This window comes from Photorhabdus sp. RW14-46 (assembly GCF_963887965.1).
Classification (GTDB): Bacteria; Pseudomonadota; Gammaproteobacteria; order Enterobacterales; family Enterobacteriaceae; genus Photorhabdus; species Photorhabdus laumondii.
In genome coordinates this window covers 24,918-41,671 of record NZ_CAWPHH010000007.1, presented here as the reverse complement: position 1 = coordinate 41,671, position 16,754 = coordinate 24,918, and the positions used below count along the sequence as shown (strand labels likewise).

The window sequence follows — 16,754 nt, the reverse complement described above, 5'->3', positions numbered from 1 at the left end:
TCCATGATGCAATATTCCACGATAAAACGTTATCTTTTACAGTAACAAACCTGCAATAGCCGCAGACAAGAAACTGACAAGCGTTGAACCAAACAGTAGTTTCAAACCAAAGCGGGAAACGACATTACCCTGTTTCTCATTCAAGCCTTTAATCGCCCCTGCCACAATCCCAATGGAAGAGAAGTTAGCAAAAGAAACCAAGAATACCGACAAAATGCCCTGTGAACGAGGAGAAAGTTCTGTCACAATTGATTGTAAGCTGTGCATCGCCACAAATTCGTTAGCAACCAATTTAGTTGCCATGATGCTACCAACCTTCGATGCTTCATCTGTGGGAATCCCAATCACCCAAGCAAATGGATAAAATACGTAGCCGAGCATTTCCTGAAAGCTCTTCTCAAACACCATGCTGAACAACGCATTAACCGCCGCAATCAGGGCAATGAAACCAATCAACATAGCAGCGACAATGAGGGCCACTTTGAAACCCGCCAAAATATATTCACCTAGCATTTCGAAAAAACTTTGACCTTCGTGAAGATTGCTCATCTGAATATCTTCTTCACTGTCAACAGCATACGGATTAATCAATGATAGGATGATAAAGGTACTGAACATATTAAGCACCAATGCCGCTACAACATATTTAGGCGCTAAAATTGTCATGTAAGCACCAACGATTGACATAGAAACCGTTGACATTGCAGTCGCCGCCATCGTATACATACGACGCTCTGACATTTTTCCCAGTACATCTTTATAAGCAATAAAGTTTTCAGACTGCCCAAGTATCAAAGAACTGACTGCGTTAAATGATTCCAGTTTACCCATACCGTTGACTTTGGACAGCAGAGTACCAATAACCCGGATGATGATTGGCAATAGCTTGATATGCTGCAAAATACCAATCAGCGCAGAAATAAAGATAATCGGACACAATACATTCAGAAAGAAGAATGCCAGTTTTGCATCCATCATGCCGCCAAAAATGAATTCAGTCCCTTCACCCGCATATTTCAGTAAATGCTCAAACAAACCAGCAAATCCCATGACAAATTCCTGACCAATACCAGAATTCAGGAAAAACCAAGCCAAGATAAGTTCAATAACAAGCAATTGAATAACATAGCGAGGACGAATACTTTTACGGTCACTACTCGCCAAAATAGCAAGGCCGCCAATGACAATCAAAGCTAAAAAGAAATGCAGGATTTGAGACATATCACACTCCAAACACGATAGAAAGCGAGTTTTTATCAACGCATTCTATGTAATAAAAGGCGAGCAAAAAAGTATATACCCGTTATCTTTCAAGTTGCCTCTTTGTTGGCGGCACTCTCTCACCCCGGTCACATCGTTATCTATGCTCTCGGGGATTCACTCCCTTGCCGTCGCGATCCATCTTGAAATCCATAGAGTATAGATATCACATTAGACTGAAATAATTCTTGCTGTAAACCTTTACTTAATGAGTCTGACCACATTTTTAGCTGAATCGTATAAAATAAACTTTAAAAACACCTTATCGCACATAACTGATTATTGAGAAAAGCTCTCAATAATCAGCATGTAAACAAAAAGTTATTCACCCAATAAACGGATCATTTCTTCTTCATCAATAACCGGAATATTTAACTCATTCGCTTTAGCTAATTTTGAACCAGCGGCTTCACCCGCAATCACTAAATCTGTTTTCTTAGAAACGCTGCCCGTCACCTTTGCCCCAAGTGCAACAAGTTTAGCTTTGGCTTCATCCCGGGATAACTGATGCAAGGAGCCTGTCAGTACAACTGTTTTACCCGAAAATGGGCTATCAATCTTCTCAGCTCTCGTTACGACGACCGGTTCCCAGTTGATACCAATATCATCAATCAGATCGTCAATAACTGTTTGGTTATGAGGTTCAATGAAGAAGTTAACAACATGTTTCGCCACCACTTCGCCAACATCCTGAACCTCTTTCAATGCTTCCTCATCAGCGGAACGTAATTTATCCAGTTCGCCAAAGTGAGCAGCCAGATTAGCAGCGGTCGCTTCCCCAACTTCACGGATACCCAATGCATAAAGAAAACGGGCAAAGGTGGTTTTTTTTGCTTTTTCCAACGCATCTACTACATTCTGGGCAGATTTCGGCCCCATGCGATCAAGCCCGGTCAATTTACCTGCCGTCAGCCTGAAAAGATCTGCCGGGGTTTTGACATACTCTTTATCCACTAGCTGATCGATAATCTTTTCTCCCATGCCGTCAACATCCATCGCCCGACGGGAAACAAAATGCCTAAGCGCTTCTTTACGCTGAGCACCACACACCAATCCCCCCGTACAACGCGCGACAGCTTCCCCTTCAATCCTTTCAATATCTGCCCCACATACCGGGCAATGTTCAGGGAAAACAACTACATTACTGTCCTGTGGCCTTCTCTCTTCCAAAACACCGACAACTTGTGGAATCACATCACCAGCACGGCGGATAATAACCGTATCGCCAATCCGCAAACCTAAACGTTCAATCTCATCCGCATTGTGCAATGTTGCATTACTGACAATGACACCAGAGACCTGTACTGGCTCCAGACGTGCTACCGGTGTGATTGCGCCAGTACGACCAACCTGAAACTCAATATCACGAACAATCGTCATTTGCTCCTGAGCAGGAAATTTGAATGCTGTGGCCCAACGTGGCGCCCGGGCAACAAAGCCCAATATTTCCTGCAATTCCAGCGAATTGATTTTGACAACAACACCATCGATATCAAACCCCAATGCGGAACGCTGGTTTACAATATCATGATAAAAATCAATAACCTGCTGACTATCGGTACAAACTTTAACTTTATCGCTGACCGGCAATCCCCATTTCTTAAACTGTATCAATCGTTCGTAATGACTGGCGGGTAACTCTCCCCCCTCCAATATACCAACACCATAACAGAAGAAAGCCAATGGACGTTTAGCCGTAATACGGGGATCGAGCTGACGTAAAGAGCCAGCCGCCGCATTACGTGGGTTAGCAAATACTTTTGCACCCGTGCGGCGAGCTTCCTCATTCAGTTTCTCAAACCCTTTTTGCGGCATGAAAACTTCACCGCGAATTTCAATACGAGCTGGAATATTTTCGCCGAATAGACGCAGTGGAATTGCGCCGATAGTCCGTATATTTGATGTAATATTTTCCCCTGTTGTACCATCACCACGAGTTGCAGCCCGTACCAATTCACCATTTTCATACAACAGGCTGACCGCCAAACCATCCAGTTTCAGCTCACAGCACACCACTAAATCCTGGGTCTCTTTCAGGCGGTCACGCACCCGCTTATCAAACGCCAGATAACTCTCTTCATCAAATACGTTATCCAATGACAACATAGGAATTTCATGGCGGACCTGTTCAAAAGCCGCCAGAGGAGCAGCGCCAATCCGCTGCGTTGGTGAATCCGATGTAATCAACTCAGGGTATTGTTCTTCAAGATCCTGCAATTCCTGCATTAACCGATCATATTCTGCATCAGGGATTTCTGGTGCATCCATGACGTGATACAGATATTCATGATGACGCAGTGTTGTTCTGAGCTTTTCTATTTGTTGAGCAGTTGATTTCATGATTTATAACCAGCGATAAAAAGCCCCCGACTGGCGGGGGCTTGAACATTCGATAAATTGATTATACCTGAACACCAAGTGTGCTGCGAATACGTGCCTTATACAATTCGATTTTTTGCGGTGTCAGCATTTTTCGCTCATCATCAAGCACCACACCCCCAACATCAGAAGCAATACGCTGGGCCGCCTGCAACATCAGTTTAAAATTCTGACTAGATTCTCCGTAAGAAGGGACCATCATAAATATGGAAACCCCTGGAGTCGTAAAATCAACCATTGTTTCAGGATTAAATGAACCCGGTTTCACCATATTTGCCAGACTAAACAGGACCGGACCGCTACCTGATGGGTTCACGTGACGATGAAAAATCTGCATTTCCCCAAACTGGAAGCCAGATTGTAGAATACTTTGCAGCAAGGACTCACCATTCAATTCCTGGCCGTGGTGTGCTGCTACGTGAAGAACCAAAACAATTTCTTTCACTTTGGTCTGAGCTTCTTTTTCGCCAGCCGCCTCCTGAGATTTTTCTTCAATCGCAGATCCGTTTCTTTCAGACTCATTCTGCTCTTCAAATTCAAACAGACCGAGTTGGGGTTCCTGCTCTTCTATAGCTGCCCTTCTCGCTGTCGTTTCAGGCTGACGGCCCGTCAGCAACGGATCATCGCTTTCTTCAGGCGTTGCAGCATCAATTTCAGTCAATTTTTGCTGACGACGCTCGATAGCTGGCTCAGCTTTATACTCCTGATGAGATTTCACCTGCTTATGGGCATAAGGCTTTTGCTGATTGTCGAACGCTTCATCATCACTGTCATCGACGAAACTATTCTGACGATCATGTTTATGACGTTTAACTGGGCGATCACGAAAAAGCGAAGAACGCTCTTTACGGCTGGTCCACAACCCATGTAACAGCAAAGCTATTATTGCTATCGCACCAACAATGATTAATATCAGACGCAAATCCTGCATCATTGCTATCTCTGTTGTTTAATTAAGTATGCCACCACGGCGGAATATTTTCTGTATTAACTGTATTTGTCAAATAACACAAGTGCAAGCTTATACACACTTTTCTTATCAGAAAAATGCCTAATAAGCCTCTTTTGCATTTTTTTTATACAGAACAATACTAGTCAGTCGAAAATCCTGCCTATATGATAGCGTTTCAATCACACAGGAGAGAATAGGAAGTATGCTGAATTTGACAAAATCGCCAAAAAATTTGAGCGGCTTTCAGTATTTGGTGCAAGGTTGCAAATTAATTACTCGCCTAGGCATTAAAAGATTTGTCTTATTGCCTTTGTTGGCAAATGTTTTGTTTCTCGGTGGCTCATTTTGGTGGCTCTACCAAAAACTGGAGAATTGGCTCCCTTGGATAGTGAGCAAAGTACCAGATTGGATGCAATGGCTCAGTTATATTTTATGGCCGCTGGCCGTGATCTCTGTTTTGCTGATTTTTACTTACTTCTTCAGCACAATAGCGAATTTTATCGCAGCGCCATTCAATGGCTTGCTGGCAGAGAAACTGGAAGCGGATTTAACAGGAATCCCCGCACCGGATACCGGCGTTATCGCACTCTTCAAAGATGTTCCACGTATCCTGAAACGGGAATTAGTCAAGCTGCGCTACTATATTCCACGCGCTCTGATCTTGTTGCTACTCTATTTTATTCCTGTTATCGGCCAGACTGCCGCACCTGTGCTCTGGTTTATTTTCAGTGCATGGATGTTATCGATTCAGTATTGTGATTACCCCTTTGATAACCATAAAGTCAGTTTTCCAACAATGCGTAGTGCCCTTCGCCAAAACAAAATAATTAATCTGCAATTTGGCGCAACAGTGAATATTTTAACCATGATACCCATTGTCAATTTGGTCATTATGCCTATTGCCGTATGCGCAGCGACGGCAATGTGGGTCGATCGCTATCGAGATCAACACGCTCCTCGTATTATGCCGTGATATTCATTTAAGGTATCCTTTTAGACAATAAAAATATATTTAAGTTATATTTCCATTAACCGGTTGTTGGCGTATTGTTGATCGGATATCACTAAAGGGAGTTGAAAGACGAGTATGAATAAAATTTACGAAGATAATTCTTTGACTATTGGTCGTACCCCGTTAATTCGCCTAAAACACTTTGGCAATGGGCGTATTCTGGCAAAAGTAGAATCCCGTAACCCAAGTTTTAGTGTAAAATGTCGCATTGGTTCCAACATGATTTGGGATGCTGAAAAACACGGTATCCTACAACCCGGGAAAGAGTTGGTAGAACCTACCAGCGGTAATACCGGGATAGCCCTTGCTTATGTTGCCGCCGCTCGGGGCTACAAATTAACGCTGACTATGCCAGAAACCATGAGTATTGAGCGCCGCAAGCTATTGAAAGCATTGGGAGCGCAACTGGTGCTGACAGAAGGCGCTAAAGGTATGAAAGGCGCCATTGAGAAAGCTAACGAGATTAAAGCTAGCGATCCCGATCGTTATATTATCCTGCAACAGTTTAGCAATCCGGCAAACCCGGAAATCCATGAAAAAACCACAGGCCCGGAAATCTGGGAAGACACAGACGGTGAAGTAGATGTATTTGTTACCGGTGTAGGGACTGGTGGTACATTAACAGGGGTTGCCCGTTACCTGAAGAACACCAAAGGTAAAAATATCACCACGGTTGCTGTAGAACCGGAAGAATCACCCGTCATCAGCCAGACTCTGGCCGGTGAAGAAGTGAAACCGGGTCCCCATAAGATTCAAGGTATTGGTGCAGGTTTCATTCCAGATAACCTTGATTTGACACTGGTTGATCGCGTTTTCAAAATCAGCAGTGAGGAAGCTATCAAAACCGCACGTGAAATCATGGTAAAAGAGGGCATTCTGGCAGGTATCTCCTCTGGAGCCGCCGTTGCAGCAGCGGTGAAACTTTCTCAGGAACCAGAATATAAAGATAAAAATATCGTCGTCATTCTGGCTTCATCAGGTGAACGTTATCTAAGCAGTGTACTGTTTGCTGACTTGTCTGATGAATAAAAGTTTTTAAGTAAGTTACTTAGATTTATTGATAAAAAAGCACCTGAATGGTGCTTTTTCTGTGTGGTAGATCAAACTTTTACACTTTGCCAGATGATTTCTTACAATGGGTCTAGTATTTAACCAATAATAATTATTTCGATGCTCGAAATTAATTAGCAGAAGTAGTAGTTTCAGTTAAGTAGTTCCGCGATCTATCTTTACTTCAAACTATCAATCAGAAGCATCGGAAAGAACAATTTTTCTGATAATGAATAAAAATTTTTATTACATTATCAACCTGAGAGCCTATCTCAGTAGACGTCGTTAGTGCTGTTCATTCTTAACCAGTAAAAGTGAATACAGACAGCACACATGACCCGGAACTTACGGGCCGTACTAAAGAACGTTCAAGAGCTATTTATCGCTTTTGCCAGAACATTACTCAGTTCGCTCTTTAGGTAAATAAAATCGTCTTAAATGGGATAGGCAGTGAATAAACACTCAAGTTAAAATTTGTCCATGACAAGTTCTTAACTTACATAGCAAAAATCTAAGTTATTGAGGAAACGTTATGTTCCAGCAAGAAGTCACTATTACTGCGCCAAATGGCCTACACACCCGTCCCGCTGCACAGTTTGTTAAAGAAGCCAAAAGTTTCGCCTCCGACATTACTCTGACTTCCGGTGGTAAAACTGCCAGTGCCAAAAGCCTATTTAAGCTACAAACTTTGGGACTCACTCAAGGCACTGTAGTGACCATTTCTGCTGAAGGTGAAGATGAGCAAAAAGCAATCGAGCATCTGGTTAAGTTGATGGCAGAACTGGAATAACTTTCCATTAACCGTAAAGCCAGTCAAGATTTAGAGATTGTGAATAGACAGGTATTCACTTAGCCGTTCCTCATCCCCGGATAAACTTTTATCTGGGGATATCAGTTTAAATGCATGCCCTAAAACAGCAGACCATCTGTGGGCTGGCTCTTTAAAGAATAATTATTAGTAGTTAGGTAACATCATGATTTCAGGCATATTAGTATCACCAGGCATTGCTTTCGGTAAAGCACTATTACTGAAAGAAGACTCAATCATTATCAATCAGAAAAAAATTAGCCAAGAGCAAATCGAACAAGAAATTTCCTATTTCAAGCAAGGTCGTGAAAAAGCCTCATCTCAGCTAGAAATCATCAAGAACATAGCAGCAAAAAACCTCGGAGAAGAAAAAGCTGAAATCTTCGAAGGGCATATCATGCTATTGGAAGATGAAGAACTTGAGCAAGAAATTATTGCGTTAATCAAAAACGATTTAAAAACCTCAGATGCCGCGGTTTATTCTGTTATTGAAACCCAGGCCCAAGCCCTTGAAGAATTAGATGATGAATACCTGAAAGAACGTGCCACAGACGTGCGTGATATCGGGAAACGCTTGCTGAAAAACATTCTCGGTATACCCATTGTTGATCTTGGCTCCATTTCAGAAGAAGTCATTCTGGTTGCCAACGATTTGACTCCATCTGAAACCGCACAACTCAATCTGGAAAAAGTACTCGGCTTTATTACCGATTTAGGTGGCCGAACTTCCCACACGTCAATCATGGCCCGCTCTCTTGAACTGCCAGCGATCGTGGGTACCACTCAAGCGACGACGACAATCCAGAATGGTGATTACCTAATTCTGGACGCAGTAAATAACCATATTTACATCAACCCGTCTGATGCAGAAATTGAACAGCTTAAAAAGACCAAAAACGAATATCTGTCAGAAAAAGCTGAACTTGCAAAGTTGAAAGATCTCCCGGCAATGACTCTTGATGGTCATCAAGTTGAAGTCTGTGCCAATATCGGTACCGTCCGTGATGTGATCGGCGCTGAACGTAATGGTGCCGAAGGTGTCGGTTTATACCGTACAGAATTTCTGTTTATGGATCGTGATGCACTGCCAACAGAAGAAGAACAATTCCAAGCTTATAAAGCCGTGGCCGAAGCAATAGGCAGCCAAGCGGTTATTATACGTACGATGGATATCGGTGGTGATAAAAATCTGCCCTATATGAATCTACCGAAAGAAGAGAATCCATTCCTTGGTTGGCGTGCAATTCGTATTTGCCTTGATCGAAAAGAGATCTTACATTCTCAGTTACGTGCTATCTTACGTGCATCTGCTTTCGGTAAATTACGTATTATGTTTCCAATGATTATTTCTGTAGAAGAAGTACAGGAGCTGAAAGTAGAACTTGAATTGCTGAAAGGCCAGCTTCGCGAAGAAGGTAAAAAATTCGATGAAGCAATCGAAGTGGGAGTGATGATAGAAACACCAGCTTCAGCAGTTATTGCTCATCACCTGGCAAAAGAAGTTGACTTTTTCAGTATTGGGACAAACGATCTAACTCAGTATACTCTAGCTGTAGACCGCGGTAACGAGTTGATTTCTCATCTTTATAACCCGATGCTACCAGCAGTATTGAGCCTGATTAAGCAAACCATCGATGCTTCACACGCTGAAGGTAAATGGACGGGGATGTGTGGCGAGCTTGCAGGTGATGAACGTGCTACCTTGTTGCTATTAGGCATGGGGCTGGATGAGTTTAGTATGAGTGCGATTTCTATTCCCCGCATCAAGAAAATCATTCGTAATACGCGTTACGAAGATGCAAAAGCGCTAGCTGAGCAAGCCCTTTCTCAGTCTACCGCTAAGGGGTTGATAGCATTGGTTGATACCTTCATCAAAGAAAAAACACTTTGCTAACAATATCGGTTAAAACGCGGTCCAGTATAAACAATTAGGAGAAGATTCATGGGTCTGTTTGATAAACTGAAATCTCTAGTTTCAGATGATAAAAAAAACAGCGGCACTATTGAAATTATCGCACCTTTATCTGGTGAGATTGTCAATATTGAAGATGTTCCAGATGTTGTCTTCGCCGAGAAAATTGTCGGCGACGGTATCGCTATAAAACCTGCCGGCAACAAGATAGTTGCACCAGTTGATGGAACCATCGGCAAAATATTTGAAACCAACCATGCATTTTCTATCGAATCGGACAGCGGTATTGAGCTATTTGTCCATTTTGGTATTGATACGGTTGAGCTTAAAGGTGAAGGCTTTAAACGTATTGCTGAAGAAGGTCAGCGTGTACAAAAAGGTGATTTAGTTTTGGAATTCGATCTTAAATTCCTTGAAGAGAGAGCAAAATCGACCCTGACACCTGTTGTTATTTCCAACATGGATGAAATTAAAGAGTTATCCAAGTTGAGTGGTTCTGTCACTGTTGGTGAAACACCCATTATGCGTATTAAAAAGTAGCAACATTTTAACTGTTATAATTCCATTTTCATATTAAAAAACGGCCGACAATCACGGCTGTTTTTTTATCCCTTATATTCAATTAATATCGTTTTCTATTTATACCCGTTATCCTTCAAGTTGCCTCTTTGTTGGCTGCACTCACTCACCCCGGTCACATAGTTGCCTATGCTTCCGGGGATTCACTCCCTTGCCGTCGCGATGCTGTCTTGAAATCCATAGGGTATAAATATATATACCCGTTATCTTTCAAGTTGCCTCTTTGTTGGCTGCGCTCGCTCACCCCGGTCACATAGTTATCTATGCTCCCGGGGATTCACTCCCTTGCCGTCGCGATGCATCTTGAAATCCATAGTGTATAACCTGATTAATTAAATACTCCGGTAGAAAGATATCTATCACCACGATCACAAATAATGGTAACAATAACAGAACCTGGATTTTGTGCTGCAATACTTAATGCTCCAGCAACAGCACCGCCGGAACTAACTCCACAGAAAATCCCTTCTTTCTGAGCTAACAAACGCATGGTATCTTCAGCTTCTTTCTGAGTGATATCCAGCACTTGATCAACTAGCTCCTTGCGGAAAATGCCAGGCAAATAAGCCGGCGACCAACGGCGAATACCGGGAATATGGCTATTCTCCGCCGGTTGTAAGCCAATAATCTGTACACGATTAGACTGGCTTTTTAAATAGCGGCTAACACCGGTAATGGTTCCCGTCGTTCCCATACTGGAAACAAAATGTGTAATACGCCCTTGCGTCTGCTGCCAAATTTCCGGCCCTGTCGTCGTAAAATGCGCTAAAGGATTATCTGGGTTATTGAATTGATCAAGAACTTTACCTTCACCATTACGCTCCATTTGCTGAGCTAAATCACGTGCACCTTCCATGCCCATTGCTCTACTCACCAAAATCAGTTCTGCACCATAAGCTCGCATAGAAGCCTGACGCTCAAGGCTCATATTATCAGGCATCAGTAATTTAAGGTGATAACCTTTCACTGCGGCAATCATTGCTAACGCAATACCCGTATTTCCGCTAGTGGCTTCAATTAATACGTCACCGGGAGAAATTTCACCGCGCAATTCAGCTTGCTGAATCATTGATAGCGCTGTCCTGTCCTTTATTGAGCCTGCCGGATTATTACCTTCAAGCTTCACCCATATTTCCCCCCCTAGCTTATCGGTGATTCGTTGTAATTTTACCAGCGGGGTGTTACCTATAAAATGTTCCAAGCTTGCCACAGCTATTACCCAAATTTTATTTAATAGAAAAGCGAAATAACCATATTCAGGAATATATCGCAAGACTTTAAATAAAAAATGCCCATCCCTGACGGTAAGGAGATGAGCAAAATGGTACCAACCAAATCTAAATAATTATCAGGCCGTTTGGGCTAAACTCAGTGTTTGCAATTGTTTATCACCCGCATATAAACGCGCCTCAGTGCCACCAATAAAATAACGATTTCCTCTTGTGGGTACTGAAGTTTCATCAAACCAAACAACAGCAACCGATTCATGATGCCAGCCTAAGGGCTGAACCGAAAGCTGCCAGAAATGCCCTCTAGGACTGACCTCGGTCACCTGTACCGGCAATGGACTGGAAAGTGTCGGTTGCGAGTTCATCATGATATCCCACGGACGCAAGAATACATCAACATTCCCCTGATGGATTGGCGTCACATTGAGAGGCAAGTGCTGTCCGCCAATCAACAACTGAGAGCCTTTAATTTCTCCACTAAAATGATTGACCTCACCCAAGAACTCCATCACAAAACGGCTTGCCGGATAACGCCATACCTCTTGTGGCGTACCTACCTGTTCAATATTCCCTTGTCTCATAACAACAACCCGGTCAGCCACTTCCATCGCTTCTTCCTGATCGTGAGTGACAAAGACGCTGGTAAATTTAAGCTCTTCATGAAGCTGGCGTAGCCAACGGCGTAACTCCATTCTTACCTGAGCATCCAGTGCACCAAATGGCTCATCGAGTAATAGAATTTGTGGTTCAACAGCCAATGCTCTTGCCAACGCCACCCGCTGTTTTTGTCCACCAGAAAGTTGCGATGGATAACGTTCAGCAAAATGCGTCAATTGCACCATTTCCAGCAACTCCATCACCTTACGGCGGATAGCCGCCATATTCGGACGCCTACGTCGTGGCAGTACTGTCAATCCAAAAGCAACATTATCAAACACGGTCATATGCCGAAACAGTGCATAATGCTGAAATACGAATCCAACTTGCCGATCTTTAGCATGCATACGGCTAACATCTTGCCCATGGAAACTCAACTTCCCCGCGGTTTGTTGTTCCAGACCAGCAATAATCCTCAACAAGGTTGTTTTACCGGAGCCTGACGGACCAAGCAGAGCAACCATTTCTCCAGAAAAAACATTCAGAGTGATATCGCTCAGAACCTGAGTCCGACCAAAATATTTACTAATATTGTTAATTTCAATACTCATATTCTGCTCCTACCTTAACCATGTTGGCGACTTAACCGCCACTGCAAAGCACTTTTAACAATCAAAGTGATAATTGCCATCAATGCTAACAATGCCGCCGCAGTAAATGCCCCTACGGTGTTGTAATCTTGATGCAGTAATTCAACCTGCAACGGCAATGTGTAAGTTTCACCACGAATAGCACCGGATACCACTGAGACAGCACCAAATTCACCAATTGCCCGGGCATTGGTCAAAACCACGCCATATAACAACGCCCAACGGATATTAGGTAATGTCACCCGCCAAAACATTTTCCAACCAGATGCCCCCAATAAAATTGCAGCTTCATCCTCCTGACTCCCCTGACTAAGCATCATCGGCACCAGCTCTCGAACAACGAAAGGACAAGTCACAAATATCGTTACTAAGGCCATCCCCGGCCAAGAAAACATCAATTGGATATCATAGGGTTCCAGCAAACTTCCGGCCCAGCCATTCGAACCATAAAACAATAGGTAGATCAAACCAGCTACGACCGGCGAAACAGCAAACGGAATGTCGATTAATGTCAATAAACATTGCCGCCCTGGAAACTGAAAGCGCGTTACCAGCCAAGCAATCATGACGCCAAAAATTAGGTTTACCGGGACGGTAATTAACGCGATCAGTATCGTTAACCAGATGGCATGCAACATATCAGGATCTAAAAGATTCTCAGTGACTATCTCAACGCCTTTAGAAAAGGCAGTCATAAATATCCAGACAATCGGGATCACTAACAGTAAGATTGAAAACAATACGCCTGTTATGATCAACGTCCATTTCGCCCAATTTACAGGTGGTCGTTGCGCTACATAAGATTCAGATAATTCAACCATTAATGCCCTCCAATCCGCCTACCAAAGCGGCTTTGCAGAGTATTAATGCTAAATAGTAATATCAGGGATATTGCCAATATAACTGATGCGATAGCACTGGCTGCGGGGTAATCAAACTCCTGTAAGCGGATAAAAATCATCAGCGATACCACTTCTGTCTGCCATGCAATGTTACCGGCAATAAAGATCACTGCACCAAACTCCCCCAAGCTGCGGGTAAAAGAGAGTGCGGTGCCGGCAATTAAAGCCGGGGATAATTCTGGCAATACAACCCGCCAGAAAGTTTGCCAACGATTAGCGCCTAATGTTTGAGCTGCTTCTTCATATTCTGGCCCTAGCTCTTCAAGTACCGGCTGAATCGTTCTCACTACAAATGGCAGACTTGTAAACGCCATCGCTACCGCAATACCCAACCAAGTATTTACTACTTTCACATCAAAGTGCCCAAGCAAAGAGCCATACCAACCACTCACAGAGAATAGCGTTGCCAATGTCAATCCCGCTACCGCAGTAGGTAACGCAAAAGGGAGATCCATCAAACCATCCAATAAGCTACGGCCTGGGAAACGATAGCGGGTTAAAACCCATGCCATCAACATACCAAACACCGCATTAAACAAGCTGGCAACCGCTGCTGCTAGCAATGTCACTTTATAAGCTGCTACAACTTGGGGATTAGCAATCACCTGCCAATACTGTTCCCAAGTCATACTGGAAAGCTGCACAACTAATGCACTCAGGGGTAACAATAAAATCAAACAGGTATAGAACAAACTACTGCCTAAACTCAACCCAAAACCAGGCAATACTCGCTTACTGGATCTCGAAAACATTACTTATGCCCCTCGGCCAGCAATTGGTCCAGTATACCGCCAGTATTAAAGTGAGTTTTCATCACTTGTGGCCAACTACCAAATTGATCTTCCAATCGAAACAGCTTAGTTGCTGGAAAACGGGCTCTCTGTTGATTCATCACGTTTTTATTACTGACACGATAATTAAAACTGGTAATGATCTGCTGTGCTTGTGGGCTATAAAGATAATTCAGATAAGCTTTAGCCGCTTTCTCTGTACCGTTTTTCGCAATATGCTTATCAATCCAAGCCACAGGGAATTCCGCCAGAATACCTACCGGTGGAACGATCACTTCATATTTATCCTCACCATACTGCTTGCGAATGTTGTTCACTTCAGATTCGAAACTGATCAGTACATCGCCCAAACCACGCTCAATAAATGACGTTGTTGCCCCGCGACCACCAGTATCAAACACAGCAACATTTTTCAGGAAACGTTGCATCCATTCGCGAGTTTTACCCTGATCTCCACCATTTTCCTGTTGAATAACCCCCCAAGCGGCCAAATAAGCATAACGGCCATTACCGGAGGTTTTAGGGTTTGGCAAGACTAATTTGACATCCTGACGCACTAAATCATCCCAATTACGAATATTTTTGGGGTTACCTTTACGCACGAGAAACGCCATCGTGGAATAGTAAGGTGAACTGCTATTTGGCAGGCGGTTCTGCCAATCAGCCGAGAGCAGATTGCCACGATCATGCAAAATTTGCACATCCGTTACCTGATTGTAAGTCACCACATCAGCCCGCAATCCTTGAAGAATTGCCAGTGCTTGTTTGGAGGAGCCAGCGTGGGATTGTTTGATTATCAACTTATCTTGTGGATACTGCTCATTCCACTGTTTTTCAAATTCAGGATTCAATGCAGAAAATAACTCACGCGCAACATCATAAGAGCTGTTTAATAGCTCTACAGCAAAGGCATGACTGCTGCCTAATAAAGTTACTACTACCAGTCCGTTTAGTATCGTATTTTTTATTGAATACTTTTTCATTTTCCACCTTATCCGTTATTTCATCAAATAACGCGCCAGTGACTAATGTATCCAGTTTATTTATAACAGGGTAGATAACTATCGCCGTTTAATATACCAAATTGCACTTAGAAAGTATGAAACGCAATAAGATGACAGGAATATATCCGTCATCTTTCAAGTTGCCTCTTTGTTGGCTGCACTCTCTCACCCCGGTCACATCGTTATCTATGCTCCCGGGGATTCGCTCCCTTGCCGTCGCGATGCATCTTGAAATCTATTGGGTATAATAAGGTTTTTAAATGAAAAATGCGGGCCTGTTACGGCTCCGCAAGAGGAACATCAAATTCACCAAACCCACTCAGTTTATGTTTTTAATCAGATATTTTTATCGCTTCCAAATGATACGTTCCACTTTCCAGTTTTTCAGTACATCATCAGAAGGAATCAAGCCTTCAGGGCCATTCCAATTACCTGTAAACAGATAACTGACATGTTTGCTCTGTGGGGATACGCAGACAATCGCGCTCTTCTCTGATTCACTCACCGCATTTCGGCAAACATCAAATGCTTTGCTATAAAGTGCCGAAAATGGCACGCCGACCTTTGTTCCCCAGACGGTTTTAATATCTTCATCCAACACTTCAATGCGATTGACTTTTCCATCAGCCTGACCAAATAACGCTATCTTCAATTGATCACTATCCATTGCTTGAAATACTGTCACCAATTGGCCATTTTTTGTTTCCATACCACTGCGTAAGTGGTACTTTCCATCCAACCCCTTTTCTATTGCCTCTTCATTCATTGCTGTCAGAGCATTTATTTCCCCCACCCCCTGATCTGAGATTTTTAAGGGGCTACCAAACCAGCTAATAGGAGACAAATCCGACCATGAAAAACCCGATGACCCCGTACAACCGGCCAGCAACAATGCACCACTTATTATGAAAAAACGCAATCCTGACAACATGTTAGTTAAAGTATACTTCTGCATAACGGGTTCCCTTATGACTCAATACAGAGATAGGCACTGAGACATCACATCTGATTGTTAGTTTCAGAGAATATTTAAATTAATTACTTTAGATTAATATTTTATTGATAAAATACAACTTAGCGGTATCATTACCCCCCCATAAAAGTCATTACTATTGATAAGGTCAATATGATGAAAAAAATATTTATAACCACTGCTTTGATTACTTTGTTCAGTATGCCGTCAATGGCTCAAGCCTCACAAACGCAATTTGGTGGTTTTTCTGGTCCCGATTCAACACAGCCTCCGGTCCAAGCAGTACCACAAGGTGGTTTTATCGATCAAAATGCGAGAGTTTCCACCACCCAACAAGTTAAAAATATGAGAGACGACAGTTGGGTCGTGCTGGAAGGGCATATTGAATCCCGTATCCACAGTGATCACTTCATATTCCGCGATAATGCCGGAATTGTTGAAGTTGAAGTTGATCATAAATACTGGAATGGTCAAACGATAACGCCTCAAGATAGAGTCCGCCTTGAAGGTGAAGTCGATAAAGAGTGGAATGGTATGACTGTTGATGTGAAAAAAGTCACCAAATTGAACTAATGCTTGCGGCTGAGTGGAATTCTTTCACTCAGCCATATCTATACCCGTCATCTTTCAAGTTGCCTCTTTGTTGGCTTCACTCC

Annotated in this window: 16 protein-coding genes; 6 read left to right on the top strand and 10 right to left on the bottom strand. The window is 43.0% G+C overall.

The window, feature by feature from the left end:
• Window positions 1-36: 36 nt before the first annotated feature.
• From AACQ38_RS07945 to zipA, 3 genes are all read right to left on the bottom strand, one after another.
• Window positions 37-1,221, bottom strand: coding sequence for a NupC/NupG family nucleoside CNT transporter (locus tag AACQ38_RS07945; RefSeq protein WP_011145707.1), 1,185 nt, complete (start codon window positions 1,219-1,221; stop codon window positions 37-39).
• Window positions 1,222-1,581: 360 nt separating this feature from the next.
• Complete coding sequence (ligA, locus tag AACQ38_RS07940) at window positions 1,582-3,600, bottom strand: NAD-dependent DNA ligase LigA (protein WP_165577855.1); 2,019 nt, start codon at window positions 3,598-3,600, stop codon at window positions 1,582-1,584.
• 61 nt (window positions 3,601-3,661) lie between these two features.
• Window positions 3,662-4,573: a cell division protein ZipA gene (zipA, locus tag AACQ38_RS07935; protein ID WP_011145705.1), complete on the bottom strand. Its 912-nt coding sequence runs from the start codon at window positions 4,571-4,573 to the stop codon at window positions 3,662-3,664.
• 220 nt (window positions 4,574-4,793) lie between these two features.
• Between zipA and cysZ the strand changes: the two genes are divergently transcribed.
• The 5 genes from cysZ to crr all read left to right on the top strand — a co-directional run bounded on the left by cysZ (window position 4,794) and on the right by crr (window position 9,913).
• Window positions 4,794-5,564 (top strand): sulfate transporter CysZ, encoded by a 771-nt coding sequence (cysZ, locus tag AACQ38_RS07930; protein WP_165577854.1) that lies wholly within the window; start codon window positions 4,794-4,796, stop codon window positions 5,562-5,564.
• A 114-nt stretch (window positions 5,565-5,678) separates the two neighbouring features.
• Window positions 5,679-6,632 (top strand): cysteine synthase A, encoded by a 954-nt coding sequence (gene cysK / locus AACQ38_RS07925; protein WP_011145703.1) that lies wholly within the window; start codon window positions 5,679-5,681, stop codon window positions 6,630-6,632.
• Window positions 6,633-7,185: 553 nt separating this feature from the next.
• Window positions 7,186-7,443 carry a phosphocarrier protein Hpr gene (ptsH, locus tag AACQ38_RS07920; RefSeq protein WP_011145702.1) on the top strand — a complete coding sequence of 86 codons (258 nt, stop codon included), beginning with the start codon at window positions 7,186-7,188 and terminating at the stop codon, window positions 7,441-7,443.
• Window positions 7,444-7,627: 184 nt separating this feature from the next.
• On the top strand, window positions 7,628-9,355 hold the full coding sequence (gene ptsI / locus AACQ38_RS07915) for a phosphoenolpyruvate-protein phosphotransferase PtsI (RefSeq protein WP_011145701.1): 1,728 nt from the start codon (window positions 7,628-7,630) through the stop codon (window positions 9,353-9,355).
• A gap of 48 nt (window positions 9,356-9,403) precedes the next feature.
• Window positions 9,404-9,913: a PTS glucose transporter subunit IIA gene (gene crr, locus AACQ38_RS07910; protein WP_011145700.1), complete on the top strand. Its 510-nt coding sequence runs from the start codon at window positions 9,404-9,406 to the stop codon at window positions 9,911-9,913.
• Window positions 9,914-10,079: 166 nt separating this feature from the next.
• On the opposite strand, the gene AACQ38_RS07905 is transcribed toward crr, so the two are convergent.
• From AACQ38_RS07905 to AACQ38_RS07875, 7 genes are all read right to left on the bottom strand, one after another.
• On the bottom strand, window positions 10,080-10,205 hold the full coding sequence (locus tag AACQ38_RS07905; protein ID WP_278249231.1) for a hypothetical protein: 126 nt from the start codon (window positions 10,203-10,205) through the stop codon (window positions 10,080-10,082).
• Window positions 10,206-10,280: 75 nt separating this feature from the next.
• The gene (gene cysM, locus AACQ38_RS07900) at window positions 10,281-11,162 is read right to left on the bottom strand and encodes a cysteine synthase CysM (RefSeq protein WP_011145699.1); all 882 of its coding nucleotides are present in this window, start codon (window positions 11,160-11,162) and stop codon (window positions 10,281-10,283) included.
• Between the two features lie 138 nt (window positions 11,163-11,300).
• On the bottom strand, window positions 11,301-12,389 hold the full coding sequence (gene cysA, locus AACQ38_RS07895; RefSeq protein ID WP_011145698.1) for a sulfate/thiosulfate ABC transporter ATP-binding protein CysA: 1,089 nt from the start codon (window positions 12,387-12,389) through the stop codon (window positions 11,301-11,303).
• A gap of 14 nt (window positions 12,390-12,403) precedes the next feature.
• A complete protein-coding gene (gene cysW / locus AACQ38_RS07890) occupies window positions 12,404-13,249 on the bottom strand; it encodes a sulfate/thiosulfate ABC transporter permease CysW (protein ID WP_011145697.1) in 846 nt (281 codons plus the stop codon).
• The gene (gene cysT, locus AACQ38_RS07885) at window positions 13,249-14,082 is read right to left on the bottom strand and encodes a sulfate/thiosulfate ABC transporter permease CysT (RefSeq protein WP_011145696.1); all 834 of its coding nucleotides are present in this window, start codon (window positions 14,080-14,082) and stop codon (window positions 13,249-13,251) included. The genes cysW and cysT overlap by 1 nt, the downstream gene beginning before the upstream one ends.
• Window positions 14,082-15,104: a sulfate ABC transporter substrate-binding protein gene (locus AACQ38_RS07880; RefSeq protein ID WP_165577853.1), complete on the bottom strand. Its 1,023-nt coding sequence runs from the start codon at window positions 15,102-15,104 to the stop codon at window positions 14,082-14,084. Before AACQ38_RS07880 ends, cysT begins: the two co-directional genes overlap by 1 nt.
• 367 nt (window positions 15,105-15,471) lie before the next feature.
• On the bottom strand, window positions 15,472-16,080 hold the full coding sequence (locus AACQ38_RS07875) for an RpoE-regulated lipoprotein (RefSeq protein WP_165577852.1): 609 nt from the start codon (window positions 16,078-16,080) through the stop codon (window positions 15,472-15,474).
• A gap of 174 nt (window positions 16,081-16,254) precedes the next feature.
• Between AACQ38_RS07875 and AACQ38_RS07870 the strand changes: the two genes are divergently transcribed.
• On the top strand, window positions 16,255-16,671 hold the full coding sequence (locus tag AACQ38_RS07870; RefSeq protein WP_041379996.1) for a YgiW/YdeI family stress tolerance OB fold protein: 417 nt from the start codon (window positions 16,255-16,257) through the stop codon (window positions 16,669-16,671).
• Window positions 16,672-16,754 lie beyond the last annotated feature (83 nt).